The organism is Enterobacter sp. ECC-019, assembly GCF_043974075.1.
Classification (GTDB): domain Bacteria; phylum Pseudomonadota; class Gammaproteobacteria; order Enterobacterales; family Enterobacteriaceae; genus Enterobacter; species Enterobacter asburiae_D.
Genome location: NZ_CP143759.1, coordinates 2,800,702 through 2,825,428 on the forward strand (window position 1 = coordinate 2,800,702; position 24,727 = coordinate 2,825,428).

General features: G+C 57.9%; 22 protein-coding genes. 10 read left to right on the top strand and 12 right to left on the bottom strand.

Annotated elements, in window-relative coordinates:
• Positions 1-238 precede the first annotated feature (238 nt).
• Together umuD and umuC are read left to right on the top strand one after the other, a co-directional pair.
• On the top strand, positions 239-673 hold the full coding sequence (gene umuD / locus V1566_RS13385) for a translesion error-prone DNA polymerase V autoproteolytic subunit (RefSeq protein ID WP_395303591.1): 435 nt from the start codon (positions 239-241) through the stop codon (positions 671-673).
• Positions 657-1,919 (top strand): translesion error-prone DNA polymerase V subunit UmuC, encoded by a 1,263-nt coding sequence (umuC, locus tag V1566_RS13390; protein WP_395303592.1) that lies wholly within the window; start codon positions 657-659, stop codon positions 1,917-1,919. The genes umuD and umuC overlap by 17 nt, the downstream gene beginning before the upstream one ends.
• A 7-nt stretch (positions 1,920-1,926) precedes the next feature.
• Here umuC and V1566_RS13395 read toward each other — a convergent pair whose 3' ends face one another.
• A complete protein-coding gene (locus V1566_RS13395) occupies positions 1,927-2,823 on the bottom strand; it encodes a LysR family transcriptional regulator (RefSeq protein ID WP_395303593.1) in 897 nt (298 codons plus the stop codon).
• A gap of 97 nt (positions 2,824-2,920) precedes the next feature.
• On the opposite strand from V1566_RS13395, the gene V1566_RS13400 reads away from it, so the two are divergent.
• Positions 2,921-3,976 carry an SDR family oxidoreductase gene (locus V1566_RS13400; RefSeq protein WP_395303594.1) on the top strand — a complete coding sequence of 352 codons (1,056 nt, stop codon included), beginning with the start codon at positions 2,921-2,923 and terminating at the stop codon, positions 3,974-3,976.
• Positions 3,977-4,017: 41 nt separating this feature from the next.
• On the opposite strand, the gene V1566_RS13405 is transcribed toward V1566_RS13400, so the two are convergent.
• On the bottom strand, positions 4,018-4,998 hold the full coding sequence (locus tag V1566_RS13405; protein ID WP_395303595.1) for an NAD(P)H-dependent flavin oxidoreductase: 981 nt from the start codon (positions 4,996-4,998) through the stop codon (positions 4,018-4,020).
• Positions 4,999-5,133: 135 nt separating this feature from the next.
• Here V1566_RS13405 and V1566_RS13410 point away from each other — a divergent pair, with 135 nt between their 5' ends.
• Positions 5,134-6,018 (top strand): LysR family transcriptional regulator, encoded by an 885-nt coding sequence (locus tag V1566_RS13410; protein ID WP_032658317.1) that lies wholly within the window; start codon positions 5,134-5,136, stop codon positions 6,016-6,018.
• Here the strand turns inward: V1566_RS13410 and V1566_RS13415 are convergent.
• The gene (locus V1566_RS13415) at positions 5,990-7,444 is read right to left on the bottom strand and encodes a PLP-dependent aminotransferase family protein (protein ID WP_395303596.1); all 1,455 of its coding nucleotides are present in this window, start codon (positions 7,442-7,444) and stop codon (positions 5,990-5,992) included. The genes V1566_RS13410 and V1566_RS13415 overlap by 29 nt on opposite strands.
• Before the next feature lie 96 nt (positions 7,445-7,540).
• On the opposite strand from V1566_RS13415, the gene V1566_RS13420 reads away from it, so the two are divergent.
• Entirely contained in the window at positions 7,541-8,308 is a 768-nt protein-coding gene (locus V1566_RS13420; protein WP_395303597.1) for an arylamine N-acetyltransferase, read from the top strand.
• Positions 8,309-8,330: 22 nt separating this feature from the next.
• Here V1566_RS13420 and V1566_RS13425 read toward each other — a convergent pair whose 3' ends face one another.
• The 4 genes from V1566_RS13425 to V1566_RS13440 form a co-directional block, all read right to left on the bottom strand.
• Positions 8,331-11,408, bottom strand: a complete 3,078-nt coding sequence (locus tag V1566_RS13425) for an efflux RND transporter permease subunit (RefSeq protein WP_395303598.1) — start codon at positions 11,406-11,408, stop codon at positions 8,331-8,333.
• Positions 11,405-12,553 carry an efflux RND transporter periplasmic adaptor subunit gene (locus V1566_RS13430; protein ID WP_395303599.1) on the bottom strand — a complete coding sequence of 383 codons (1,149 nt, stop codon included), beginning with the start codon at positions 12,551-12,553 and terminating at the stop codon, positions 11,405-11,407. The genes V1566_RS13425 and V1566_RS13430 overlap by 4 nt, the downstream gene beginning before the upstream one ends.
• Before the next feature lie 78 nt (positions 12,554-12,631).
• Complete coding sequence (locus V1566_RS13435) at positions 12,632-13,828, bottom strand: sensor histidine kinase (RefSeq protein WP_395303600.1); 1,197 nt, start codon at positions 13,826-13,828, stop codon at positions 12,632-12,634.
• A complete protein-coding gene (locus V1566_RS13440; RefSeq protein WP_395303601.1) occupies positions 13,825-14,520 on the bottom strand; it encodes a response regulator in 696 nt (231 codons plus the stop codon). The genes V1566_RS13435 and V1566_RS13440 overlap by 4 nt, the downstream gene beginning before the upstream one ends.
• Before the next feature lie 124 nt (positions 14,521-14,644).
• Here V1566_RS13440 and V1566_RS13445 point away from each other — a divergent pair, with 124 nt between their 5' ends.
• Positions 14,645-15,430, top strand: a complete 786-nt coding sequence (locus V1566_RS13445; RefSeq protein ID WP_395303602.1) for a MipA/OmpV family protein — start codon at positions 14,645-14,647, stop codon at positions 15,428-15,430.
• Between the two features lie 37 nt (positions 15,431-15,467).
• Here V1566_RS13445 and yajD read toward each other — a convergent pair whose 3' ends face one another.
• On the bottom strand, positions 15,468-15,815 hold the full coding sequence (gene yajD, locus V1566_RS13450) for an HNH nuclease YajD (protein WP_003857471.1): 348 nt from the start codon (positions 15,813-15,815) through the stop codon (positions 15,468-15,470).
• A 178-nt stretch (positions 15,816-15,993) separates the two neighbouring features.
• On the opposite strand from yajD, the gene V1566_RS13455 reads away from it, so the two are divergent.
• A complete protein-coding gene (locus V1566_RS13455; protein WP_032657621.1) occupies positions 15,994-17,019 on the top strand; it encodes an LLM class flavin-dependent oxidoreductase in 1,026 nt (341 codons plus the stop codon).
• 110 nt (positions 17,020-17,129) lie between these two features.
• Here the strand turns inward: V1566_RS13455 and V1566_RS13460 are convergent, their stop codons facing one another.
• Positions 17,130-18,164 (bottom strand): AI-2E family transporter, encoded by a 1,035-nt coding sequence (locus tag V1566_RS13460; protein WP_395303603.1) that lies wholly within the window; start codon positions 18,162-18,164, stop codon positions 17,130-17,132.
• A gap of 421 nt (positions 18,165-18,585) precedes the next feature.
• On the opposite strand from V1566_RS13460, the gene mdtJ reads away from it, so the two are divergent.
• From mdtJ to V1566_RS13475, 3 genes are all read left to right on the top strand, one after another.
• Positions 18,586-18,948, top strand: coding sequence for a multidrug/spermidine efflux SMR transporter subunit MdtJ (gene mdtJ / locus V1566_RS13465; protein WP_395303604.1), 363 nt, complete (start codon positions 18,586-18,588; stop codon positions 18,946-18,948).
• The gene (gene mdtI, locus V1566_RS13470; RefSeq protein WP_024909144.1) at positions 18,935-19,264 is read left to right on the top strand and encodes a multidrug/spermidine efflux SMR transporter subunit MdtI; all 330 of its coding nucleotides are present in this window, start codon (positions 18,935-18,937) and stop codon (positions 19,262-19,264) included. The genes mdtJ and mdtI overlap by 14 nt, the downstream gene beginning before the upstream one ends.
• A gap of 83 nt (positions 19,265-19,347) precedes the next feature.
• On the top strand, positions 19,348-21,510 hold the full coding sequence (locus V1566_RS13475) for an EAL domain-containing protein (RefSeq protein WP_395303605.1): 2,163 nt from the start codon (positions 19,348-19,350) through the stop codon (positions 21,508-21,510).
• 1 nt (position 21,511) lies between these two features.
• Here V1566_RS13475 and V1566_RS13480 read toward each other — a convergent pair whose 3' ends face one another.
• The 3 genes from V1566_RS13480 to V1566_RS13490 all read right to left on the bottom strand — a co-directional run bounded on the left by V1566_RS13480 (position 21,512) and on the right by V1566_RS13490 (position 24,719).
• Positions 21,512-22,333 carry a trypsin-like serine peptidase gene (locus V1566_RS13480; RefSeq protein WP_395303606.1) on the bottom strand — a complete coding sequence of 274 codons (822 nt, stop codon included), beginning with the start codon at positions 22,331-22,333 and terminating at the stop codon, positions 21,512-21,514.
• A gap of 279 nt (positions 22,334-22,612) precedes the next feature.
• Positions 22,613-23,086, bottom strand: coding sequence for an acid resistance repetitive basic protein Asr (gene asr / locus V1566_RS13485; RefSeq protein WP_024909141.1), 474 nt, complete (start codon positions 23,084-23,086; stop codon positions 22,613-22,615).
• 148 nt (positions 23,087-23,234) lie between these two features.
• Positions 23,235-24,719 (bottom strand): carboxypeptidase M32, encoded by a 1,485-nt coding sequence (locus V1566_RS13490; protein ID WP_395303607.1) that lies wholly within the window; start codon positions 24,717-24,719, stop codon positions 23,235-23,237.
• Positions 24,720-24,727 lie beyond the last annotated feature (8 nt).

Consider the following 24,727-nt stretch of genomic DNA (forward strand, 5'->3'; position numbering starts at 1 on the left):
TTAAAGTCAATATGTAGTTATTGAATAGTGATGTTATTTTTTATAAGTCATAAGTAAGTAGTTTGCTCGATGTCTTTTATATGACTTTTGCTGTCAGGCCTGTTAACGGCGGGCTATGTTGCTCAATTAAAACCGCTCAAACTTCAACGCGTTTGGGTTTGCCTCCGGAAATGACCTTGATCCTTATCCATAATCCGTAATACTGTATTTATATACAGTATCTGGCAGGAAAGGCATTATGGACACTCTCTTTTCTTATCACCCAAAACAAATCATTGAATTACCGTTGTTTTTAGAACGTGTTGCCTGTGGGTTTCCCAGCCCGGCGCAGGATTATGTGGAGGACCGTCTCGATCTTAACCGGCTGGCAGTGAGACACCCCAGTGCGACCTATTTTATCAAGGTGAGTGGAGACTCCATGATTGGGGCTGGGATCGGCGACGGCGATCTGCTGGTGGTCGATCGTTCGTTAAATGCCGAACATGGGGATATCGTCGTGGCGTCGGTCGCCGGTGAGTTTACGGTGAAAGAGCTACAGACCCGCCCGGCTCTGAGACTTCTGCCGCATAATGCCCGCTATCAGCCGATTACCTTTCAGTCCGAAGAGGAACTGCAGATCTTCGGCGTCGTCACCCACACGCTCAAAACGCATAAACATGTTCGCGCTGGTTGATGTGAATAGCTTCTATGCCTCCTGCGAGAAGGTATTCCGCCCCGATCTGGAGGGCAAACCCATCGTGGTGGTGTCCAATAACGACGGCTGCATTATTTCACTGTCGCGGGAGGCAAAGCAGTTCGGCATAAAAATGGGTGAGCCGTATTTTAAATTCAAAGAAAAGCTATACCCGTCGCGGGTTTACGTCTTTAGCTCGAACTATGCGCTGTATGCCGATCTCAGCAGTCGGGTCATGCAGACGCTGACCGATCTCGCCCCGGCAATAGAGATTTACTCCATCGATGAGGCATTCGTGAACGTTTCAGGGGTCAGCCACTGCCTGTCACTGGAAGCGTTCGGTCACCAGATGCGCACGCAGGTCTTTAAAAATACAGGCTTAACCGTTGGCGTCGGTATTGCCCCGACCAAAACGCTGGCGAAGCTGGCCAACTATGCGGCGAAACGCTGGGCCAGCACGGGCGGCGTGGCCGATCTCTCAGGCCGCGAACGGCAGCGTAAATTGCTGGCAAAGGTTCCGGTAGAGGAGGTGTGGGGAGTAGGGAGGCGCACCACGAAAAAGCTCAACGCGATGGGCATTACCACGGCGCTGGAGCTGGCGGAAGCGTCATCCTGGGTCATTCGTAAACATTTCAACGTGGTACTGGAACGGACGGCCCGCGAGCTTCGCGGTGAGCCCTGTCTTGATCTGGAAGAGTTCACCCCCACGAAGCAGCAAATTATCTGTAGCCGTTCGTTTGGACACCGTATTACGCAGTACGAGGAGATGCACCAGGCCATTTGCGCCTACGCGGAACGCGCAGCAGAGAAACTGCGCGGCGAGCATCAATACTGTCGTTTTATCAGCGTGTTTGTGCGCACCAGCCCGCACGCGGACAACGAAATTTATTACGGCAATCAGGCTTCTGTCACCCTGATGACGCCCACCAATGACTCGCGCGATATTATCCGCGCCGCCACGGAGGCGCTGGGGCGTATATGGCTTGACGGATATCGCTATATGAAAGCCGGAGTCATGCTGGCGGACTTTTTCAGCAGCGGCGTCGCCCAACTGAATTTGTTTGACGATAATCGTCTGCGCGCCAACAGCGCGGCGCTGATGGAGATGATGGACAGCGTAAATCATTCCGGTAAAGGGAAGATATGGTTCGCCGGGCAGGGTATTGAGAAATCCTGGGCGATGAAGCGTGAGATGCTGTCACCGGCCTATACGACGCGGTACGCCGATTTGCCGGTGGCGAAGTAGAAGGCAACTATTTTGTGGTTTCATGCGTCGCGATCTCAGGCAGTAACTGCTCAATCACGCTGACGACCTTTCTGACGCGCTGCGGAATAAAGCGGGCGTCAGGATAAACGGCATAGAGGAAGCGCTCGGGTAAGCGCCAGTCGGGCAGCACAGGTACCAGCGTGCCCGCCTGCAGCGCCCTGGCCACGAGCGGTCGCTGCATGCCGCCGATACCTATGCCGGACTCCAGCGCCTGCAACAGCGCGTCGCTGGTGTTGGCACGGAAAACGGTATTCACGTTGACCTCGACCGTCTCCTCGTCAGAAATCAGGCGCAGGGGGGCATCCAGCGGAATACCGCTGAACCGTACGTGTGGCAGCGTGGCCAACTCGTTGACGGCGTGTACCGCCTGAAAACCGGGAGCGGCAAACAGCGCGGCTTCAATACGCGCCAGCACGCGAGCCGCGTGCGCCTGCGGAGGCTCACTGCCCAGCCGTATCGCGACATCCACGCCCTCCGTCACCAGATCGGCAAGGCGGTCATCCAGGGAAATCATCAGTTGCAGTTCGGGATGCAGGTGCTGTAGCGCCAGCAGATGCGGCAAAATGATCTGCCCCAGGCCGCTCGGTAGCTGGACGTGGACGCGTCCCTGAACGCTATGATCGACAGGATGTAAACGCCTCTCCGCTTCCCCCATGGCGTCCAGCACGAGCTGCATATCACGCCGGTAACGTTCACCCTGTTCGGTCAGCTTCATCGTACGCGTCGTACGGTGCAGCAGTACCACCCCCAGCGCTTCCTCAAGCGCAGCGATCTGTTGACTGACGGCGGACTGCTTAATACCGGTCTGACGGGCAGCCGCCGAAAACGAGCCCGCTTCAGCGACGCGTAGAAAGGTGTAAATGGCAGTGAGCTTATTATTCATTTAATGATTCTGCTTATAAGTGCCATCGGTTTCAGGGGATATCTCCAGAAAAAATAATAGATCACACTGCGTCTGTCACCCTTTCCGGAGAAACACCATGAATAAGATGCAGCAACATAACGTCGCCCTGGTCGCGGGCGCCAGCGGCATTGTCGGCAGACAGCTGGTCAACACGCTCCTGCACCATCAGTGGGAGGTGATCGGCCTCAGTCGCGACGGGGTAACCCACCCGGACGGCATTCCCGTGGTGAACGTCGATTTACTGGATGCGCAGGACACTGCACGGGCGCTGCACGCCCTGAACGGTGTCACCCACATCTTTTACAGCGCCTGGGCGAACGCGGCGACCTGGACGGACATGGTTGAGCCGAACGTCACCATGCTGCGTAATCTGGTCAGCACCCTCGAAAAAACGGCGCCTTTGCAGACGGTAAGCCTGATGCAGGGGTACAAAGTCTATGGTGCGCATCTGGGGCCGTTTAAAACCCCGGCGCGGGAAAGCGATCCCGGCGTACCGGGTGCCGAATTTAACGCCGCGCAGCTCACGTGGCTCAGCCAGTTTCAGCGGGGGAAAGGCTGGCACTGGAATGCCATCAGGCCGGGCGTGGTGGGGAGTGCGGTACCGGGCAATGCCATGAACCTTGCGCTGAGCATCGCCCTGTACGCCTCCCTGTGCAAGGCGCTGGGTTTACCGCTGCGTTTTCCCGGTTCGGAACAGGCCTGGCACAGCATCGTTGACCATACCGACGCCGGGCTGCTGGCCGAGGCAACGCTGTGGGCCGCCACGTCACCCGGGGCACAGAATCAGGCGTTCAACGTAAATAATGGCGATGTCTGGCGCTGGAGCGAGCTGTGGCCGCGCATCGCACGCTGGTTTGAACTGGACTCTGCGCCGCCGGTGAGGTTGTCATTTCATCAGCTGTTTAACGACTATCGCGGCGTATGGCGCGAGCTTGCCGGAGAGCGGCTGGTGGAAGCGGATATTCTGCAGCTGAGCGACGGACGGTTTGCCGATTTTGTCTTTAGCTGGGATTACGACATGTTCGGTGACGGGAGCAAGCTGCGCAGGGCGGGCTTTACGCAAATGCAGGCCACCGATGAGATGTTTTTCCGTCTGTTCGTGCAGCTGAGAGCCGCACGGATTATTCCCTGATGAACCAGGGCGTCCTGGTGCAGGCCAGGACGCCGGGGCACTTACTCAACCGTTAACGCATTAACCACCTCGGCCACGCTTTTCACGCTGCGGATGTTCCCAATCCCCGTGCCGAGCGCGATATAGCCTTCGTCGGTGTTGCCTTCAAGCATGCCAAGACGCAGGCCTCGTAATCCTCCCATCGCCTTGCCCAGCGCTTCGTTGCTTGCGCCTGCTTTATCCATAGTCACCAGTTTGTCCGCCAGCCTGCCGGGAAGAGCGCGGTAGTAATGGGGCACGGTGCGGAAAAGCAGTAAATCGAGACCGTTGGCGGCAACAATTTTCTCTTTGACCCCCTGCGGCACGCGGCTTTCTTCCGTGCTGATAAAGACCGAACCGGCAAACACGCCTTCCGCACCTAATGCATGGGCCGCTCTGGCGGTGCGATTATCGGTAATGCCGCCCGCGGCCATCACCGGGATGTGCTTCGCGGCATCGGCAATCAGCGGCACGATGGAAAAGGTGCCAAGCACCGTTGCGGGTAACGTCCCGCCCTCATCAAAACCGGTGGCGACGATAATGTCAGCCCCCATTTCTTCTGCGAGGCGGGTGTTCTCCGGCGTTGGGTTGATGTCGCGGTAGATAATGGCGATACCGGCCTCTTTTAACTCGCTGAACAGCGCGGGAATAATGCTGCCTTCCCCATAGCCCGTATACACCACGACCCTGACGCCTTCTTCTTTTACCACCTGAAGGATCGGCCCTGTCCAGACGTCATTAACGGCTGTGGGGATCAGGTTCACGCCAAACGGTTTTTCGGTCAGCCGTTTGGTTTTACGAATTTCTTCGCGCATTTTTTCGGCGGTCTCTTCCGGCGTGGACACCGCGGTGTCGGCGGTTAAACCGGCATTGGGTCCCAGCACGCCGAGCCCTCCGGCATTGCTGACCGCAGAGACTAAACGGGCGTCCGTGAGCCAGGATAACGGCCCCTGAATAACAGGTTTTTCGATACCCAGGATCTGACAAATACGGTTATTTTTCATAGCAGACTTTCCCTCACGTTTGAATGGGGAAGAGTGTAGGGCGCAGGATTGTTAGGAAAAATAGCCAAAAAAATTCATCACTGTTATAAAATTAATAACAATCATTTTATCCTGCTCGCGGCAAAAGCGTCCCTTATGCAAATAAACCTCTTTGAAGCTATTCGAATTTTTATTGAAATTGTCGAGTCAGGCAGTCTTACCCAGGCAGCGGAGAATCTGCAGGTCCATCGTCCGGCAGTCACCAAAGCGTTACAGCTTCTGGAGCAGCACAGCGGCACGCGGCTACTGCAACGCACAACGCGTCGGATTAGCCTGACGCCGGATGGGGAAGCGTTTTATCGCCGGAGTAAACCCCTGCTGGCGCAGGCGGACGAATTACTGGAGTCGTTTGGTACGGACCGGGCAATACATGGTCAGCTGCGTGTGGATATGCCGGTCTCTTTTGCCACGCTGCGGGTAATACCTAATCTGCCTGATTTTTATCGTCAGCATCCTGAGATCGACATCATTCTGAGCAGCTCTGACCGCCGTCGGGATATGCTGCGGGATGGCCTGGACTGCGTGCTGCGGGTAGGAGAGCTGGAGGACGGCGAGTATATCGCGCGTAAAATCGGGAACATCAAAATCACGACCTGCGCCAGCCCGGCCTGGCTGGCACAGCACGGCACGCCAGAAACGCCGGATGATTTACGCAAGCATCAGGCCATCAACTGGATTAATAACCGCAGCAGACAAATTCATCCGTGGACGTTTACCACGCCGGAAGGCATCGCGGAGATTACCCTGCCCGGTAAACTTGTCGTGGATAACTCCGAGGCCTACATCGCGGCAGGCCTGGCCGGGCTGGGGCTAATGCAGGGGATGAATCTCTTTCTCCAGCCTTACATTGACCGCGGCCTTCTGGTTGAAGTCTTGCCCGACTATCGCTCGCCGGACCGCAAGCTGTCATTGCTCTATCCACACCGTCATCTCTCCCGCAAGGTGCGTGTATTCACCGAATGGCTGGAGAGTCTGGTGTGAAAACAGTCAGCTCGTGACACAGCGCGCCAATCTGGTCCACGGCGTTCAGCAGGCGGGGCGTGGGTTCGTTTGCGCAGTTCAGCCGCAGAAAGTGCGTTAACTCCGCGGCCGGGGAAAACAGGGGGCCAGGGCTGACGCCAATGCCCAGCGCCAGCGCGCGGCGATGCACCTCCAGCGCGTTGACCTGCTGAGGCAGTTCTACCCACAGCAGGAAACCGGCTGCGGGTACGCTAACGCGCGTACCGGGTGGGAAACTGGCCTCGACCCGCGCCACAACGGCGTGGATCCCCTCTGCGATCCGGCGCTTTAGCCGCCGCAGGTGACGATCGTAGTCGCCGCTTGCCAGCATCTCGCACGACGCGGCTTCCAGCAGCGGCGTACCGGCCCAGTCTCCGGCCATGCGGGCCTGTAAGACCTGCGGGTGGTAGCGTCCGGCGGCAATCCAGCCGATTCGCCAGCCCGGCGCCAGCGTTTTTGACAGGGAGCTGCAGTAAATCACATTCCCGCTCTGGTCGAACGCCTTGCAGGCCGGAGGACGTTGCCCCTCGCCGACCAGGTCACCGTACACATCATCCTCAATCAAAGGAATTTCTGCCTCTTCAAGCAGGGCAACCAGCTCCTGTTTGCGCGCGACGGGCATGCTGGCACCCAACGGGTTTTGCACGGTGGGCGAGGCCAGGACGGCAGCGGGGCGGTGGCAGCGGATGGCGTCCGCCAGCGGTTCCAGCAGCAGACCTTCGACAGGGTCGGTGGGGATCGCTAAGGCCTTCAGGCCTAAATCCTCCAGCAGCAGGAGCGTGCCAAAGTAGGCGGGCTGCTCAATTGCCACGACATCGCCAGGCTGGCACACGGCCCGAAGGGCCAGGCGCAGCGCCTGCGTCGCGCCTGCGGTAATAATGAGATCGTCCGCGCCGAACCGGGCTCCCCACTGCGCGGCACGCGCGGCAATTTTACTGCGCAAATCTCCCCGCCCCGGAGGCAGGCTATAGCTCTGCCCGTGCGCGTCCAGACGACGGCCCGCAGAGTGCAACGCTCTCTGCAGCGCATCTCCCGGCAGCCACGCGGGATCGGGCAGGGCGGCGCCCAGCGGGATCAGCCGGGCTTCTGCACTGCTGAACAGCGACCGGGCCACGGCGGACATGGTGACGGGGACCGGGCCTGGTGAGGAACGCGCGGGCTCTACGCGCGGTGGCAGGCTGGTCTGGCGGATGTAATATCCTGAACGCGGGCGCGCAACGATCAGCCCTTCCGCCTCCAGGCAGCGAAGGGCCTCCAGCGCTGTCGGAAGGCTAACGTGCTCGCGTTCGGCAAGTTTACGTGCGGAGATCATCCTGTCACCGGCGCGCAGCGCGCCAGACGTCAGCGTGAGGCGCAGCATCTCAGCAATTCGGCGATAGTGTGGGGACGACTGGGACGGGGCAGACATGGGTATCTGTTCAGGCTAATTTTCGATAAAACTGACTATACAGCCAATGATGCGCGCCATCTATAGTGTCCGACATGTTCAGGACAAGGAGGCAATATGCACAGCGACAATTTCAACATTTCCACCTATTTCAAACGCATAAACTACAATGGACCGGCGGGCGCCGATACGGCCACCCTGCATGCGCTGATGCGTCATCAGCTCTTTTCCGTTCCCTTTGAGAATCTGGACGTGCAGGCGGGTAAAATTGTCTCGCTGGCGCCAGACGACATTGCCGATAAGGTGTTAACGCAGGGGCGCGGCGGCTACTGCTACGAGGTGAACGGGCTTTTTGCCATGGCGCTGGCGGCGTTAGGGATACCTTACCGCTTCGTGGCGGCGCGCCCGATGTTCTACCCTGCGCGGCGGCCGAAAACCCATATGGCGTTGATTGCCGAGGTGGAGAGCCGACAGTGGCTTTGCGATCTCGGGTTTGGCAGCTACGGCATTCGCGCGCCGATGGCGCTGGACACGCTTGATGTGGATATCACGCAGGATTTCGACACGTTCCGACTGAGCCGCAGCGCGGAGGGCGAGTACCTGCTTGAGGCGAAGGTGGAGGGTGAATGGGCCCGGCAATACGGCTTTGATCTCACGCCTCAGGAATGGATTGATTTTGTTCCGGCCAACTACCTTAACTCCACGCACCCGGATGCCATCTTTGTGCAGAAGCGGGTGGTGGTGCAGCACAGCCCGGAGGGACGCCAGATTTTGCTGGGCGATGTGCTGAAAACCATCACGGTGAACGGCACTGAAACGCGGCAGCTGGCGGAGGAGGACATCCGCCATGTCCTGAAGGACCGTTTTGCACTGACCGCCGCGTAATCAGCCGGGAAACGGTGGGGCCTCAGCGCTGTCCGTCTTCTGTGGCGTTGCGCTGAGCACCCCACTGTAACAGCAGGCTAAACGACGCGGGTAACACGGTCAGCGTCACCAGCGTTGCAACCAGCAGTCCGCCGATAATGGCATAGGCCATTGGGCCCCAGAAGACCTGGTGAGAAATGGGGATCATGCCCAGAATGGCGGCACAGGCGGTCAGACAGATGGGTCTGGCCCGGTGTTCCGCAGCCGCCATAATCGCGGCATCGTTTGCCATTCCCTGAGCAAGATTGCTGTCAACCTCGCTAATCAATATCACCGCGTTCCGCACGATCATCCCCGCCAGGGCGATGACGCCCAGCAGCGCGACAAACCCCATCGGCGTTCCGCCGGGCAGCATAGCCAGCACGATCCCCGGTAAACCAAACGGGGCCATCAGGAGTGCCAGCAGCATACGGGAATATCGCCGCAGCTGAAGCATCAGCAGCAACAGCATGATGACCAGCGTCACCGGAAGAACGGTAAAGACGGAGCTGTTCCCCTTATCCGATTCGGCAACCGCGCCGCCCTCTTCAATGCCGTAACCAGCCGGCAGGCTCGCGCGCAGTTTATCGACCGCCGGACGCAGCGCTGCGGATACCGCTTCAGCCTTCAGCCCCGGGGCAAGATCCGTTTGCACCGTGATAAAGGGCACGCGCTGGCGACGCCAGATGACCGGATCGTCCACGCCCCAGACCGGCGTCGCGACGGCGCTGAGCGGAATTTTTTTACCGTCATTCCCCTGGATCGTGAGCGAGGAGAGGGTGGCGGTGCTGTGACGTGCATCGTCCGTGGCCCGGAGCACCACGTCGACAAGGCGGTCGTTATCCCTGATGGACGTGACAACGCTGCCGGACCAGACGGTGTTCAGCGTGCGGGCGAGGCTTTCTGACGATATTCCCGCCGCCCTGGCCGCCGTCTGATTCACCTCAAGGGTGATGACCCTCTCCGGCTCTCCGGCCGTCTGGTTAACGTCGTGTGAGTACGGGGACTGCCCAATCGCGTCCGTGAGACGGTTCGCAAACGCCCGAACCTGCAGATAATCAGGCCCGCTCACCCGGTATTTGATTGGCCAGCCGACGGGCGGCCCCAGCTCAAGAGGTGACACGCGCGTGATGATGTCGCTAAATTGCGTCGCCAGGATCCTGTTGAGCTGCGCATGCAGACGATCCCGCGCCTCAAGATCCTTAGCCACCACGACCATCTGGGCGATATTTTCATTTTCCAGCAGCACGTCCATCGGCAGGTAAAAACGGATGGCGCCCGACCCGACGTACGTCGAATAGCGATTGATGTTGCCGTTGTCGGCCAGCGCTTTTTCCAGCTTTTCCACCTCTCTTAACGTTTCCGGCTGCGACGCGTTGGCCGGAAGCGTCAGGCTGACCAGCAGCTCAGGCCGGTCCGAAGCGGGGAAAAACTCGCCCTGCATAAACGTCGTGCCGTACACGGACAGCCCCAGCGCGGAAAGGGCGAACAGCAGGGTAGCGACTCGGTGACGCAGTGCCAGGCGTAAAAGCCGTCCGTACCCGCGCGCGATCCTTCCGGGGCCTGCCGCGTGATGTCTGACTTTTTCCGGCAACAGCCACGTGCCCGTCAGCGGCGAAAACAGGATCGCGACAGCCCAGGAACAGAGCAGGGCAATGAGCACCACCGCAAACAGGGAAAAACAGTATTCACCGGCGCTGGAGGCCGCAAAACCGACGGGAATAAAACCGGCAATCATCACCAGGGTACCGGTGAGCATCGGGAAGGCCGTCGTTTTGAATGCATGGGTGGCCGCATGCCGACGGGAATCCCCCGCTTCCAGCCGGGAGACCATCGTTTCAACGGCGATCATGGCATCATCCACCAGCAGGCCCAGGGCAATGATCAGCGCCCCGAGCGAGATGCGCTGAAGGCCGATGCCGGCGAGCATCATCCCGGCAAAGGTCATGGCGAGCACCAGCGGGATGGCCGTCGCCACCACCAGCCCGGCCCGTAAACCCAGTGAGACAAATGAAACCGCCAGCACGATAATAACGGCTTCGATAAGCACCCGGATAAACCCGCTTACCGCGTCACTGACCACCGCTGACTGATCGGCGACTTTCACCATCTCGATACCGTGCGGCAGCCCGGCGCTGAGGGCTGCCATTCTGGCGTTTAGCGCAGCACCGAAACGCAGCATGTTGCCCGTTGGCGCCATCGACACCGCCAGCCCGATAGCCGGTTTGCCGTTCACCCGGTAGGCCGGGGCCGGTGGCTCGGCGATTTCCCGGGTGACGGTGGCAATGTCGGTCAGCGGAATATAGCGATTGTTCACGTGCAGCGTGACGGCCCGTAAACTCTCTTCGGTCGTGAGCGCCCCGCTGACTTTTATCGCCATGTTCTCCTGCCAGGTACGCAGAGTTCCTGCGGGGACAACCGCGTTCTGCGCCCGGAGGGCGTCGGCGACCGCCTGAATATCGATCCCCATTCCGGCCAGGCGTGCCGGAGAAAAGGCGAGAACCCACTGCTCCTGCTGTTCGCCCAGCAGGGTGGTTTTGCCCATATCCGGCAGGGACATGAGCTCACGACGCAGGGTGTCTACACGATCCCGCACCTCCCGCAGGGTGAAACCTTCGGGAATAAAGGCATAAATTGTGCCGAACGTGTCGTCAAACTCGTCGTCCACGGCAGGACCCTGCACCCCTTCAGGCAGGGACGGCGCGATGTCCTGCATTTTTTTGCGAACCTGATACCAGATGTCCGGCACGCTCTGTGGGGGCGTATCGTCACGGAGGTTGACGTGGATAACGGTGCGTCCGGCCCGGGTTTCACTTTCGAGATAGTCCAGCCAGGGCGTTTCCTGCAGCTTTTTTTCAAGCGTATCGGTCAGCAGGCGGGTGGTATCCGCCACGGATGCTCCCGGCCACTGGGCGGAGACGACGGCCGTTTTAATGGTAAAAGCCGGATCTTCGTTACGCGGCAGCTTCTCATAGCAGAACACCCCCATCGCAATCACCAGCAGCATGAAAAAGCTGACCATCTGCTGGTTCTTCAGCGCCCAGGCAGAGAGATTAAATTTGGCTTCCTGTTCTGTGTTCATGGCTGAACCTCTCCGGCAACCACCGGCTCGCCGGAGCGCAATGTGCTCACGCCCGCCGTAATCACCCGATCGCCGGGCTCAAGGCCGGAGGCAATCATGACGGAGGTGGCCGTATAGCTCGCGGGTACCACCACGCGCAGCTGCGCCCGCGACTGCGGGGTAATAACAATAACGGCCGGTTTGTCGCCGGCACGGGTCAGCGCGGACGTGGGAAGGGTATACCCGTGCGGGGCTGACGATGGCAACGTGACGGTAACACTGGCTCCCAGGGCCATGGCCGCCGGCGGGTTTTGCAGGGTGGCTCTGACGCGCCAGGTGCGGGTCTGAGGATCGGCCTGCGGGGTGATATCCCGCAGCACGGCAGACGCCTGTACCGACGGGTCGCTGAGGAGGGAAACCTGCAAAACCACCTTATCCAGGGGCGGGATCGCATCGGGAGTGGCAATATCAAACGCCACGTCGCGATCTTCCCCGGTCGCCAGCGTCAGCACGGACTGACCGTCGCTGACAACCTGTCCCGCAGAGGCGTTCACGGACGTAATGACGCCCGCCTGCGGCGCGATCAGGCGCGTCCAGCCGAGGCTTTCGCGGGCATTTCGCCGCGCGGCCTCGCTGCTTTTTAAGCGCGCGCTGGCGACAAGCCAGTCCGCACGGGCGCTGTCGAGCTGCGTGCGGGCTATCGCACCCGTTGGCATGAGCTTTTGCATTCGACTGACGTTAAGCGCGGCGACCTGCGCAGAGGCTTTGGCGCCTTCATAGTCGGCCTCAGCGCCGTCGAGCTGGTTTTGCCCGGTCGTGTTGTCAAGCGTGGCCAGCAGCTGTCCGGCGGTTACACTGTCACCAATATCGACGCTGCGCGTCAGTATCCGGCCCCCAGTACGAAAGCTCAGGGTCGTTTCATTGTGGGCATGGATCTCACCGGTTCTTTCCAGCGCGGGAAGGGTTTGGGCGGTGCCAACCACGACGTAGCGTACCGTTCGCACAGGGTCGGGCTTATTTTCATGTTTATCACCGCAGCCGGTCAGCGGAAAAATCGCCAGCGCAAGCAGGGCCAGGGGAAGAAAATGCAGCCAGGAAAGGGTGCGCGCCACGCCGTACAAATGATGCAGGCAGTGGCGGAGGGAGAGAAAAAATTCGTCTGACATAACGCCGCTCCATAAAGGGAATGGCGTTATTAAATGCGGGCTACGTCGAGAAAGATTCGATGTTCTGTCAAGGCTTTATCAAGAGTGGAGATTTTCATTATCAGACGGTTGCCAGGGCAACAAAATGCGCACGGCGAGGCCGCCGGTTTCCGGTAATGACGCGCTAATCTCACCCCCATGCGCCTGACAAATCGCCCGGGCGATGGACAAACCGAGGCCGCTGCCGCCAGAATGCCGCGCGCGGGACTGCTCCTCGCGGCTAAAACGTTTAAACATTTCCGGTAAAAACTGGGGCGATACGCCCGGCCCGTCATCGGTAAATTCAAGGGCGTAATGCCCGCTGGCGTACTGCAGCGCCACCTCAAGATGGCCGCCATCACGTCCGTAACGTAGCGCATTTTCCATGAGGATGGTCACAACCTGGCCCAGACGGAACGCATCGCCTCTGAAGGGACAGGTGCGCGGGTTACGAAGCGTTATCCGGAAATGATGCGCATCAGCCTGGGGCATGATCCAGGCTGCCCGCTCCTGAATCAGCTCTTCCAGACAGAACGGCTGGTCCTCCAGCACAAGGTTACCCGCGTCGGCCAACGAGAGAAGGTGGAGCTCATCGGTGAGGCGGTTGAGATGCTGAAGCTGTTTCATCACCATGCCCAGCTGCGCTGGGCTGGCATCAAACACGCCGTCTAACATGCCCTGCAGACGCCCAATGGCGGCCGTCAGGGGCGAGCGCAGCTCGTGCGCCATCGCAACGTGTGAGGCGCGGAGCTCTTTTTCATAGCGGGCGAGTTGCCCCGTCATGGAGTTAAAGTCGGCCGCGAAGCTGACCATTTCCGCCGGTGCATTCTTGATGAGCTCTGCCTGACGGCCAAACTGCCCGTCGGCGACATCCTTTGCCGCATCGCGAAGGCGGCTGAACTGCAGCGCCAGCGGCCGGGCGTGTTTTAGCCCCATCACCACGATAAACGGGATCATTACCAGCACCAGCAGGGCCACCGTGACCCAGTCGGCTGAGGCGATAGACGGCATGGAATAGCTCAGGCCCCACCAGGTGTCCACAATCGCGTGGAAGCGGGCCGGATTGGCCTGCGGGTTCTGGCTGAGCGTAAGAAACTCCTGGCGGACCGCCGGAGGCATCCTGCCCATTATCCAGTAGTTCTGCACCGCATAGCGTAGCCACATGCAGGTGGCAATGACGATCACGCTGCCGATGGCCAGCGCTAAGATGCGCGCGCAAATCCAGCGCCACAGAGAGGAGTGCCGGTTTTTTATCATGGCTGTCTGAACCTGTAACCCACGCCGCGAACGTTGATCAGCACGCCTGAAATCCCCGCCGCTTCGAGTTTTTTACGCAGGTTATAAATATGGGTGTCCACCACGCGCTCCAGCGCCTCGCTTTCCGGTAAACAGTGTTCCAGTAAATACTGACGGGAAAACGGGTGCGCAGGAGAACGCAGCAGCGTTGCCAGAAGCGAGAATTCCGTTGGCGTAAGATCGAGCATCACGGGCGCGTCGTCGCCGTTATCCACGCTCGCCACAATGGCGGCCACATCCACCTCCAGCGTTTGCCAGCGAAGGATCGCTTCGTCTGTCTCTTTTTTACGGCTGCGCCGCAGCACCGCCTGCACCCGAGCCACCACTTCTCCCGGATGATAAGGCTTAACAACGTAATCATCGGCGCCGTACCGCAGGGCGCCAATGCGGTCGGGGGTATCCCCCATGGCCGTGACCATGATCACCGGCACATCGCTTTTACGACGCAGGCCAGCCAGCACCTCGGTGCCGTTAAGCCCCGGCAGCATCACGTCCAGCAGGATGAGGTCGGGCTTCCACCGCTGCGCCATATCCAGCCCGGAAAGACCGTCTCCGGTAATGGTCACGTCGTAATTTTCACGCCGTAAATAGGCTTCGAGCACGCCAGCCGCATCGGCGTCATCTTCAATAATCAGCACTCTTCTGGACAACATCCGTTCACCTTGACCATTTCTTAACACTTTCCCGATGATTCATTGATTCAGCCAAATCATACTGCGCCAACATTGTATGGCCGCCCCTGAATCAGGAGACGCCAGCGTCTGTATGGAGAGCAGTATGATAGCGATAAAAAAAGTTCTGTATATGTCCGTCCCGTTTCTGATGGTCGTGACTTCCGGCGTGCAGGCGGATGATGGCTCCGCGTCCGATTCCTTAACCGTCGGGCTGGGAGGGCAGTATGCCCCGCGTTACTCAGGCTCAGACAAGCAGGTGTGGCAGGTGGTTCCGGTGCTGCAGGGTCGTAAAGGCGCTTTCTTTATTGATGCGCAAAAAGGGGTGGGATATGACCTGCAAAACGACAGAGGTTGGTATTTCGAACACACGCTAGGCTATGACTTCGGAAGGGCTGAGAAAAATTCTGGCTGGCGTGAGGGCGCAAACAATCTGAAAGGGATGGGGGACATTGATACCACCCTGAATACCGGCCTTGCGGTGGGCTGGCAGGCCGCGCCCTGGCTGAGTGTGGAAGGCAAAGCGACGCTGCCGTTAACGGACAGCCAGGGGGCCAGCTATCAGGCTTCCGTGACGCTGATCCCCGTACAAAATAACCAGGACACGATCGCCTTTCAGTCCGCGGCCCTGTTTGGCGACAGTCGTTATCTGAATACCTGGTATGGGGTCAGCGAGCAGCAGAGCCGCCGCACCGGATATCGCCGCTATTCAGCGCCGGGTGGATTTTACGGCGTCGACACCAGTCTGACCTGGAGCCATCAGTTCGATGCCCACTGGGGGACGGTCCTGAGCGCGGACTATACCTGGCTTGGCGATCGTGCGAATGACAGCCCGATCGTGATGCGGCGTAATGAGGGGTCTGCAACCGCCGCTATCACCTGGACATTTTAAATTCGCGGAGCACGATGTGAGCGAGGGGACGAGAGGATTATTTCTTCTTATCCATCATCGCTTTTAAATCGGCAAACGGGTTAAACGTGGCGACGCCCACGTCTTTTTGCGCGTCTTCCCCGGCGACCACGGTGGTGCCGTACTGATCCGCTTCGGTGTATTTCGAATGCTCGTGGTCGTGGCAAAACAGGCACAACAGCTCCCAGTTGCTGCCATCTTCCGGGTTGTTGGTATGGTCGTGATCGATATGGTGAACCGTGAGTTCACGCAGATTGGAATAGACAAACTCCCGCGAGCAGCGTCCGCAGACCCAGGGATAGATTTTTAATGCTTTCTCGCGATAGCCGCTTTCCAGTCGCGCGTAGTTTTTAGGGATCAGAGCCATTGCCGGTTTTACCTGCCATGAAAAAAGTGGGGGATATTATATCCCATTATGGGGCGGAATGACGAACCACGCTATTCTGTCAATTTATTTGATGCTTTCAGTTAAATAAACGGCATTTATTCTTACCGGGTAATGCGTAAAGTGGACAGAACGCAACGCATTATCAGGACACATGGTTATGAAAAAGATCGGGTTTTTATCCTTTGGTCACTGGACGCCTTCTCCGCAGTCCGGCACGCGCTCGGCGGCAGACACGCTGCTGCAGTCCATCGATTTAGCCGTGGCGGCTGAAGAGCTGGGGGCAGACGGCGCGTATTTCCGCGTGCACCACTTCGCCCGACAGCTTAGCTCGCCGTTCCCGCTGCTGGCGGCAATAGGCGCAAAAACGAAAACCATCGAAATCGGTACCGGCGTGATTGATATGCGCTATGAAAATCCGATGTACATGGCCGAAGATGCGGGGGCAGCGGATCTCATTTCCGGCGGTCGTCTGCAGCTTGGCATCAGCCGCGGCTCGCCGGAGCAGGTCATTGATGGCTGGCGTCACTTCGGCTATGTCCCGCAGGAAGGGGAAGACGAATCGGATATGGCGCGCCGTCATACCGAGGTGCTGCTTGAGGTGCTGCGCGGTGAAGGGTTTGCAAAACCCAACCCACAGCCTATGTTCCCGAATCCGCCGGGGCTGCTGCGCCTGGAGCCGTATTCTGAAGGGCTGCGCGAGCGTATCTGGTGGGGAGCCGGTTCAAATGCGACGGCCGTATGGGCCGCAAAGCTGGGAATGAACCTGCAAAGCTCAACCCTGAAGGACGATGAAACCGGTGAGCCGTTCCATATTCAGCAGGCAAAACAGATCCGCGCGTACCGTCAGGCCTGGAAAGAGGCAGGGCACACGCGTCAGCCGCGGGTGTCGGTCAGCCGCAGTATTTTTGCGCTGATGGACGACCGCGACCGGATGTATTTCGGTGCCAGCCGTAACGACAGCGATAGCGTGGGCTACCTTGATGAGAAAACGCGCGCCATCTTCGGACGCAGCTATGCGGCGGAGCCGGACAAGCTGATCGAACAGCTGAAAAAGGACGACGCGATTGCCGAAGCCGATACGTTATTACTGACCGTGCCGAACCAGCTGGGTGTGGATTATAATGCGCACGTGATTGAGTCTATTCTCAAACATGTCGCACCGGCAATGGGCTGGCGCGAGTAGTCAACACGCAAAGAATAAGCACTGTCGCCACGCGTGGCGTGTTTCTCAATTTGCAACTCTTCCGTCGCTTATCGCGAAGACAGGAGGGCCAGCACATCCTCCTGTCAGCGCTATTGATGGCTCATATCGCTCAGCAGCACGGCGATACTTTGCCCGCCCGCCGTCTGTTCCAGGCCAATCTTAACGATGATGGTCAGCGGGACGGAGAGCAGCATCCCAACCGGCCCGAGCAGCCAGCCCCAGAAAATCAGGGACAAAAAGACCACCAGCGTGGAGAGTCCCAGCCCCCGTCCCATCATGCGCGGCTCAAGAATGTTACCGAACACCAGATTGATGACCAGGTATCCGGCCAGCAGGATCAGCGCGTCATAAAGCCCGCTGAAAACCAGCACCTGAAGGATAGGGGGGATCGCCGCCAGCACGGAGCCGATGTTGGGAATGTAGTTAAGCGCAAACGCCAGCAACCCCCAGACAAATGCAAAGCGAACGTCCAGCGCCAGAAGCATCGCCCAGACGACGCCGCCCGTGACCAGGCTAATGGCGGTTTTCAGCACCAGATAGCGGGAGACGCTGTCCAGCGCGCGCTGAATCGCCCCCATTCCTTCCACCGGACGGACCATTATCTGCTGCAGCTTTGCCGGCAGCTGCGGCACCTCCAGCAGCATAAACACCACCGTTAAGAACAGCAGGAAAATGGAGGTCATGGCATTGGAAAGCTGCGCCAGCAGGCTGGTGACGATCGTCATGGCCGCGTTGGGGTCGATATATTTCAGGAGTTCCTCAACCGAGACTTCGATACCCGCGCGCTGCAGCCAGGGTTCCAGCTGCAGCAGCGGGATTGCCAGCGAAGAGCGGTACTTCGGCAGCGTTCGCGCCAGTTCATTTAGCGAGGTCCCCAGATACGCCACCAGCAAGACCATCGCCACAATAATGATGCTGATAAGCAGCGTGATGGCCAGCACGCGCGGAATGCGTAGCCGCGTCATGCGCTGTACCAGCGGGTTAAGGATCACCGCAACAAACAGGGCCAGAATAAAAGGCACAATAATGTCCGCGGCAAAACGAACGCCCGTCAGTATGATCACCAGCATGCCCAGCATGATGACAATTTTTAACCCGTTCAGGGTAATAATGGGTTTAGCCATGGTGACTCCGAAATTTTATTTATATTTATAATAAAGGTGAAAGGCGTTGCAATAAACTAACCAAAATCAAACGGGATGGGTAAAGAATTGCAAAGACTTTGAGTAAAATCCTAGCTTATGATACAAATTTGGTGTGTTTAACTACTGAGGACAATTTTCATCCGCAAAGACGAGAAGCAACAACGCGGATAATTGTAATTTTATGGACAATATGTTCAGGACGTACTCTTCAAACAATACCGCTGTATACTCCACCTCCTTCTGCCTGCTTTCTGGTGAGCAACACTGGCGCACCGCACTATAGTCATTTCTTCTGCCTGAGCTGGCGCTAAGCGCTTAGCTGTCTGATTTCAATTCGTATTTTTTGGTTTGCTGCATGCAGCGGGCCACGATGGATTATATTCTCAAGCAGGAGAAAAACATGCTTTACTGGATCCTATTAGCGCTGGCAATTATCGCTGAAATTACCGGCACGCTGTCGATGAAGTGGGCAAGCGTCAGCGATGGCAACACCGGTTTTATTTTGATGCTGGTGATGATTTCGCTTTCTTATATTTTCCTCTCGTTTGCGGTAAAAAAAATTGCGCTGGGCGTCGCATATGCACTCTGGGAAGGGATCGGTATTTTGTTGATTACGCTGTTCAGCGTGCTGATATTTGACGAAACATTAACAACAATGAAGGTCGCCGGATTAACGACGCTGGTCGCGGGTATTGTGCTGATTAAATCCGGTACCCGAAAGCCTGGCAAACCGCAGAAGGAGCAGAACCATGCAACAGTTTGAATGGGTTCATGCGGCCTGGCTGGGGCTCGCCATCGTGCTGGAAATCCTGGCGAACGTTCTGCTGAAATTCTCGGATGGTTTTCGCCGTAAACTCTATGGCCTGATGTCGATTGCCGCGGTGCTGGGGGCGTTCAGCGCCCTGTCCCAGGCGGTAAAAGGGATCGATCTTTCTGTGGCCTATGCGCTGTGGGGTGGTTTTGGTATCGCCGCCACGCTGGCCGCAGGCTGGGTACTCTTCGGCCAGCGCTTAAATAACAAGGGCTGGATGGGGCTTATACTGCTGCTTGCCGGCATGATCATGATAAAACTCGCCTGACAGACCTCAATCCATGATTTACAGGCAGCGAAATTCGCTGCCTGTATTACGCTTAGAAAAGCAAAACATGAAGAGGATGGCTGATGTATCGCACATTAAGCTGGCGCAATATTCCCAATGCGAGAACGTTGTTTGCCATGGTCTTCATGGCGGGGATCGGCTTAATCATCTCCATCGTCGCACTGCTCTATCTTTCCCTGCATCTTATCAGCACCAAAACCAACGAAATTGATGAACACCGCACGGCGCTTTCCGTGCAGGGGGCCATTCAGACCTCGGTTAACCGCGTCTCTTCTCTTGTGCTTGATAACGCCGTCTGGGACGATGCGGTGCGGGAGGCCTACCGTCCCACGCTCGATACCGACTGGCTGTACAACACCTGGGGTACCGGCTTTAAAATCAATAACCTCTATGACGGGACCTTCGTGCTGGATGAGCATTTCAACGTCCTCTGGGGATCGTTTCAAAGCCGACCCTTTGGCGAAAAAAACCTCGACTTCTTTGGTAGAGGCCTCAAAGCGCTTATCGACCAGCACGGGCGAGCGCTCGCGGGTGAAAAAAATATCTATGCGGGGATCAGCCAGACGCGCACCGGCGTGGCCTTTGTCGGCATTGGGCTGATTCGCCCGATGGTCGGCAGGTTACAGATCCACGACGGAACGCGTCGCTATCTGGTCATTACCCGCCATCTGAACGCCAGAATCCTATCCGACCTGGGCGGCACCTTTCAGATCGATAACCTCCACTTTACCCCAAAAAAAATTAACGAGCGCAGCATGCCGCTGCACAGTGCAGCAGGGGAGTTAGTCGGATTTCTGAACTGGCAGGCGCGGCTTCCGGGCGCGCAGGCCGCCCGGGCGGCATCTTCTGATATCAGGCAGATTGTGGTGCTGGCGTCGGCGCTGATCCTGCTTTTTATTCTGGTGAGCAGCGTGGGGTTGTACAAACTCGCGCGCGGCGAAAGCCAGGCGCGTCTGGTCGCAAGAACGGACTGGCTAAGCCATTTGCCTAATCGGCGCGCGCTCATCGAGGCGCTGGATCGGGTGCGTTTACGCGGTGATACCGACGTCAAAAGCGTGGTATTTATCGATCTCGATGGTTTTAAGGATGTGAATGACATCTACGGCCACAGCGTCGGTGACGATCTTATCGTGGCGATAGCGAAAACGCTGAATGAACGCGTGCCGCCCGGCGGGATGCTGGCGCGCATGGGCGGGGATGAATTTGCCATGACCATCGGCGGAGATGATGCAGAGGCGCAGGCTACCGACTTTGCCGTTTCCGTGCTGGATTTTCTCACCACCCCGGTTCAGCTGGGGGAACGCACCATCCATATCGGTGCCAGCATCGGCATCGCCAGCGGAACCCTGACCGAATGCAACAGTTCCGAACTGTTTCGCCGCGCCGATATTGCCATGTATCACGCCAAAATGAGCGGGAAAGGGCGTATTACCCACTACGACGCGGAGCTGAACAGCGTCCGGGAACGCAAGCTGGCGATTGAAAATCAGATTCGTGACGGTCTGGAGCGCGATGAGTTTGAGGTCTGGTATCAGCCGATTATTGACGCCCGCAGCCAGACAATGAGCAGCGTCGAAGCGCTGGTCCGCTGGCCGCGTCGCCCGGAGGGGCCGCTTGGTCCGGATACCTTTATCGCCATTGCGGAGACCAGCGGTCTGATTTACAAACTGGGTCAGTTTGTGCTGCAGCGGGCCTGTGAAGATCTGCAGCCTTACGGTGAATTAAAGCTTTCCGTTAATATCTCTCCCGCGCAATTTCGCGATCCTGCCTTCGAAGAAAAAGTGGCCAGCGTGCTGGAGAGCACCCGTTTCCCGGCCCACCGGCTGCAGCTTGAGGTCACTGAGAGCTATGTGCTGGAAAATCCTGAGCGTGCCCGCATGGCGATAGCCAATCTTAAAGCGCTGGGCACCGCGGTGGCGCTGGATGACTTTGGTACCGGCTATTCCAGCATCGGCTATTTGCGGCGTTTTAACTTCGACACCATCAAGATCGATAAATCCCTGGCCGGGCTGGTGGACCACGATGAACAGGCGGCCGCGCTGGTGAGCGGCACGGTGCGGATCGCCAATGCGCTGGGCATGGCGGTGGTGGCTGAAGGGGTGGAAACCGAGAAGCAAATGAAACTGCTGCGGCTGGCTGGCTGCGATCAACTGCAGGGTTTTTGGTTCAGCCAGCCGATGCCGATTGAGTCAATCAGAGCGTTACGTAAGGTCAGACGCTGCTGATTTACTGCTGCGCCAGCGCTTTCAGCTGGTCGCGGAAACCGGTAACGGACAGGGCCCGGTTATCGGCGCGCCATCGGTCTTTTGCCGCCGGGGCAGAGCTTTGGACACCGATCAGCTGCCAGCCGTTTTCCGTTTTCAGCATCAGCGGTGAACCGCTGTCACCCGGCAACGTATCGCACTGATGCGAAAGCACGCTGTTTTGCGCCCAGCCCGTCACAATACAGTCGGTATGTGTATAAAGCGTATCCAGATGATCGACAGGATAGCCCGACTGCGTCACTTTGCGGTCGACGGCTTTCAGCGCGGCGGTGAGTGCGGCTTTGTCGCCGTCAAATAACGGCAGCGGCGTAATGCCTGAAGGCGGGTAGCGCAAAACGATCAGCCCAAAATCCCATGAGGCGGCCGCCGGCGGCACTATCCAGCCGTCACCATCCGGTTTCAGACGTTTGCCGAGAGACGGGTCAACCCGGCCTTCAATGCCGTGGATTTCATAGCGCCAGGTCCCTTTTTGCGACACAAACCGCAGGGCAACCGCTTTATCCGGCTTGCCGTTTGGCGGCGTTAACAGGCAGTGGCCTGCCGTCAGGGCAAGCTGCGGAGTGATCAACGTCGCAGTACATAAATTACCGCTGGCGGTTTCCAGTTGACCTATTGCATCCCAGGGGGCCTGGGTGGGATCGGCGACGCGCGTACGATCGTCATGACCGAAAAAAAGCGTCTTTAGCTCTTTCGCGCTAATGGTGTCATCACCGCCATCATCCGCATGTGAGAATCCAGAAAAAAGACCAAACGTTCCCAGTAACAACACAACAGATTTACGCATATCACACTCTGGTGGGGGTAATTATGATTATTAAAAGTGAACCCTATGAAAATACTATAGACGGGACAGCGCTAAAGTGGGAGTAAAATCAGCGTGCTACAATCAGGAAAGATAAAAATGGCTTGCGATGAGCGCGCATAAAATAAGCAGGATCAGAATCAGCTCAAACCGATAGCGTCGCAGCATACGCCCTCCGGATAAAAAAAACGGCGCGGAACCTGTTCCGGTTCAGCGCCGGTTTACCAACGTGCCCCGAAGGGCACGGTTAAGCTTGTACTCTTACGCAGCTGGCTGTGCAGCTGGTTTAGCAGCTTCGTGTTTTACTGCTTTTTTGTGATGCTTTTTAGCAGCCTGAGCTTTCTGTTCTACAGCTGGTTTAGCAGCTTTTTTGTGGTGATGTTTTTTAGCAGCCTGAGCTTTCTGTTCTACAGCTGGTTTAGCAGCTTTTTTGTGGTGATGCTTTTTAGCAGCCTGAGCTTTCTGCTCTACAGCCGGTTTAGCGGCTTTCTTGTGGTGGTGCTTTTTGGCAGCCTGAGCTTTCTGCTCGGTTGGCGCTGCGGTTGCTGGTGCAGCGGCTTCTTTTTTCGCTGCAGCTTTATGATGTTTCTTATGGTGAACCGCTTTTGCTGGCGCAGCGGTGGTGGTTGCAGCAGGTGCGGCAGCCGGTGCAGCAGTTGCGGTAGTGTCAGCAGCAAACGCAGCAGAAGACAGACCCATAGCAGCGGCAACAACCAGAGCTAATACTTTATTCATTCTCATACCCTCGAATTTGGTTTTTCATTTAACCCCACTGCGGGGCCGTTGAAATAACTATATCCCTGTAAATTCGAGGTTTCCGTGAGTGATTGGTATCGGCGTGTAACCATATGTACATTGCCGGGGTTCCCCCCGGCGATGCAGATTACAAATAGCGCGAGGTCAGATGTTCGCGGAAGTAACGGATATTCAGGTCCTCGCCCGTCGCCTGGGTGACTAATTGCGACGTGCTGAAGCGGCTGCCGTGCTGCCAGATGTTCTGACGCAGCCACTCAAAGAGTGCGGAAAAATCGCCCTCAGAGATGGAGGCCTGCAGACCCGGCAGGGCAATCCTGGCGGCATGGAACAGCTGGGCGGCATACATAGCGCCAAGCGTATAGGACGGGAAGTAACCAAAACCGCCGTCGGTCCAGTGGATATCCTGCATACAGCCGTTGCGGTAGTTGTCTTTGGTGGATAACCCGAGCCAGGCCTGCATTTTCTCATCCCACAGTGCAGGAATATCGTCCACCTCGATCTCGCCGTTGATCAGCGCACGCTCAATCTCATAGCGCAGCACCACGTGTGCCGGGTAGCTCACTTCGTCCGCATCGACGCGGATATAGCCAGGCTTCACGCGCTGGTTCCAGGCAATAAAGTTCTCTTCGCTGAACGCCGCCTGGCTGCCAAAGCGGGCGTGCACCGCAGGGAGAAGATGCTTGAGGAAGGCTTCACTGCGTCCCAGCTGCATTTCAAAGAACAGGCTCTGTGATTCATGGATCGCGGTTGAGCGCGCCAGGGCAATCGGCTGTCCTGCCCACGCGCGCGGCAGGTTTTGTTCGTAGCGGGCGTGTCCGGTTTCGTGGATCACGCCAAACAGCGCGCTGAGCAGTTCATCCTCGTCATAGCGCGTGGTGATGCGCACGTCCTCCGGAACGCCGCCGCAGAACGGGTGCGCACTGACGTCCAGGCGGCCGCCGTTAAAATCGAAGCCGAGCATCTTCATGGCTTCCAGGCCCAGCTCACGCTGGGTTGCCGTCGGGAAGGGACCCTGCGGGGGAATAAACGACCGTTGAGCCTGTTTTTCCACCACGTTTGCCAGCAGGTCCGGTAGCCAGGACTTCATACCGCCGAACAGAACGTCCAGACGCGCGCTGGTCATGTCGGGCTCAAAAATATCCAGTAGCGCGTCGTACGGCGTACAGCCTTTGGCTTCAGCCCGCAGGCGAGCCTCTTCGCGGCTGAGTTTGACCACCTCTTTCAGGTTAGCGGAGAAACCCTGCCAGTCGTTGGCTGGGCGCTGCGTGCGCCAGGCGTGTTCACACCTGCTCCCCGCGAGGGATTTGGCTTCTACCAGCGATTCCGGCAGCAGGGTGGCCTGCTGGTAGTGGCGCGTCATTTCGCGCAGGTTGGCCTGTTCGACGTCATTTAAATCTTCACCTGCCGCCGCCGCTAACAGGTCTCCGACTTTTTTATCGGTCAGGATCTGGTGTTGCAGGACGCTCATCTCCGCCAGCGCCTCGCCGCGCGCGGCGCTGCCGCCTGGCGGCATCATGGTGAACATGTCCCAGCTGGCGATGGAGGAGAGGTGCGAGAAGCGGGAGAGACGCTGGAAGGTGCGGGTGAGTTGTTGGTAGTTATTGTTTTTCATGAAGTCCT

Excerpts from the sequence above, each read along its gene's own strand:
- umuD (WP_395303591.1), top strand. The coding sequence starts at position 239 with ATGGACACTCTCTTTTCTTATCACCCAAAACAAATCATTGAATTACCG.
- umuC (WP_395303592.1), top strand. The coding sequence starts at position 657 with ATGTTCGCGCTGGTTGATGTGAATAGCTTCTATGCCTCCTGCGAGAAG.
- V1566_RS13395 (WP_395303593.1), bottom strand. The coding sequence starts at position 2,823 with ATGAATAATAAGCTCACTGCCATTTACACCTTTCTACGCGTCGCTGAA.
- V1566_RS13400 (WP_395303594.1), top strand. The coding sequence starts at position 2,921 with ATGAATAAGATGCAGCAACATAACGTCGCCCTGGTCGCGGGCGCCAGC.
- V1566_RS13405 (WP_395303595.1), bottom strand. The coding sequence starts at position 4,998 with ATGAAAAATAACCGTATTTGTCAGATCCTGGGTATCGAAAAACCTGTT.
- V1566_RS13410 (WP_032658317.1), top strand. The coding sequence starts at position 5,134 with ATGCAAATAAACCTCTTTGAAGCTATTCGAATTTTTATTGAAATTGTC.
- V1566_RS13415 (WP_395303596.1), bottom strand. The coding sequence starts at position 7,444 with ATGTCTGCCCCGTCCCAGTCGTCCCCACACTATCGCCGAATTGCTGAG.
- V1566_RS13420 (WP_395303597.1), top strand. The coding sequence starts at position 7,541 with ATGCACAGCGACAATTTCAACATTTCCACCTATTTCAAACGCATAAAC.
- V1566_RS13425 (WP_395303598.1), bottom strand. The coding sequence starts at position 11,408 with ATGAACACAGAACAGGAAGCCAAATTTAATCTCTCTGCCTGGGCGCTG.
- V1566_RS13430 (WP_395303599.1), bottom strand. The coding sequence starts at position 12,553 with ATGTCAGACGAATTTTTTCTCTCCCTCCGCCACTGCCTGCATCATTTG.
- V1566_RS13435 (WP_395303600.1), bottom strand. The coding sequence starts at position 13,828 with ATGATAAAAAACCGGCACTCCTCTCTGTGGCGCTGGATTTGCGCGCGC.
- V1566_RS13440 (WP_395303601.1), bottom strand. The coding sequence starts at position 14,520 with ATGTTGTCCAGAAGAGTGCTGATTATTGAAGATGACGCCGATGCGGCT.
- V1566_RS13445 (WP_395303602.1), top strand. The coding sequence starts at position 14,645 with ATGATAGCGATAAAAAAAGTTCTGTATATGTCCGTCCCGTTTCTGATG.
- yajD (WP_003857471.1), bottom strand. The coding sequence starts at position 15,815 with ATGGCTCTGATCCCTAAAAACTACGCGCGACTGGAAAGCGGCTATCGC.
- V1566_RS13455 (WP_032657621.1), top strand. The coding sequence starts at position 15,994 with ATGAAAAAGATCGGGTTTTTATCCTTTGGTCACTGGACGCCTTCTCCG.
- V1566_RS13460 (WP_395303603.1), bottom strand. The coding sequence starts at position 18,164 with ATGGCTAAACCCATTATTACCCTGAACGGGTTAAAAATTGTCATCATG.
- mdtJ (WP_395303604.1), top strand. The coding sequence starts at position 18,586 with ATGCTTTACTGGATCCTATTAGCGCTGGCAATTATCGCTGAAATTACC.
- mdtI (WP_024909144.1), top strand. The coding sequence starts at position 18,935 with ATGCAACAGTTTGAATGGGTTCATGCGGCCTGGCTGGGGCTCGCCATC.
- V1566_RS13475 (WP_395303605.1), top strand. The coding sequence starts at position 19,348 with ATGTATCGCACATTAAGCTGGCGCAATATTCCCAATGCGAGAACGTTG.
- V1566_RS13480 (WP_395303606.1), bottom strand. The coding sequence starts at position 22,333 with ATGCGTAAATCTGTTGTGTTGTTACTGGGAACGTTTGGTCTTTTTTCT.
- asr (WP_024909141.1), bottom strand. The coding sequence starts at position 23,086 with ATGAATAAAGTATTAGCTCTGGTTGTTGCCGCTGCTATGGGTCTGTCT.
- V1566_RS13490 (WP_395303607.1), bottom strand. The coding sequence starts at position 24,719 with ATGAAAAACAATAACTACCAACAACTCACCCGCACCTTCCAGCGTCTC.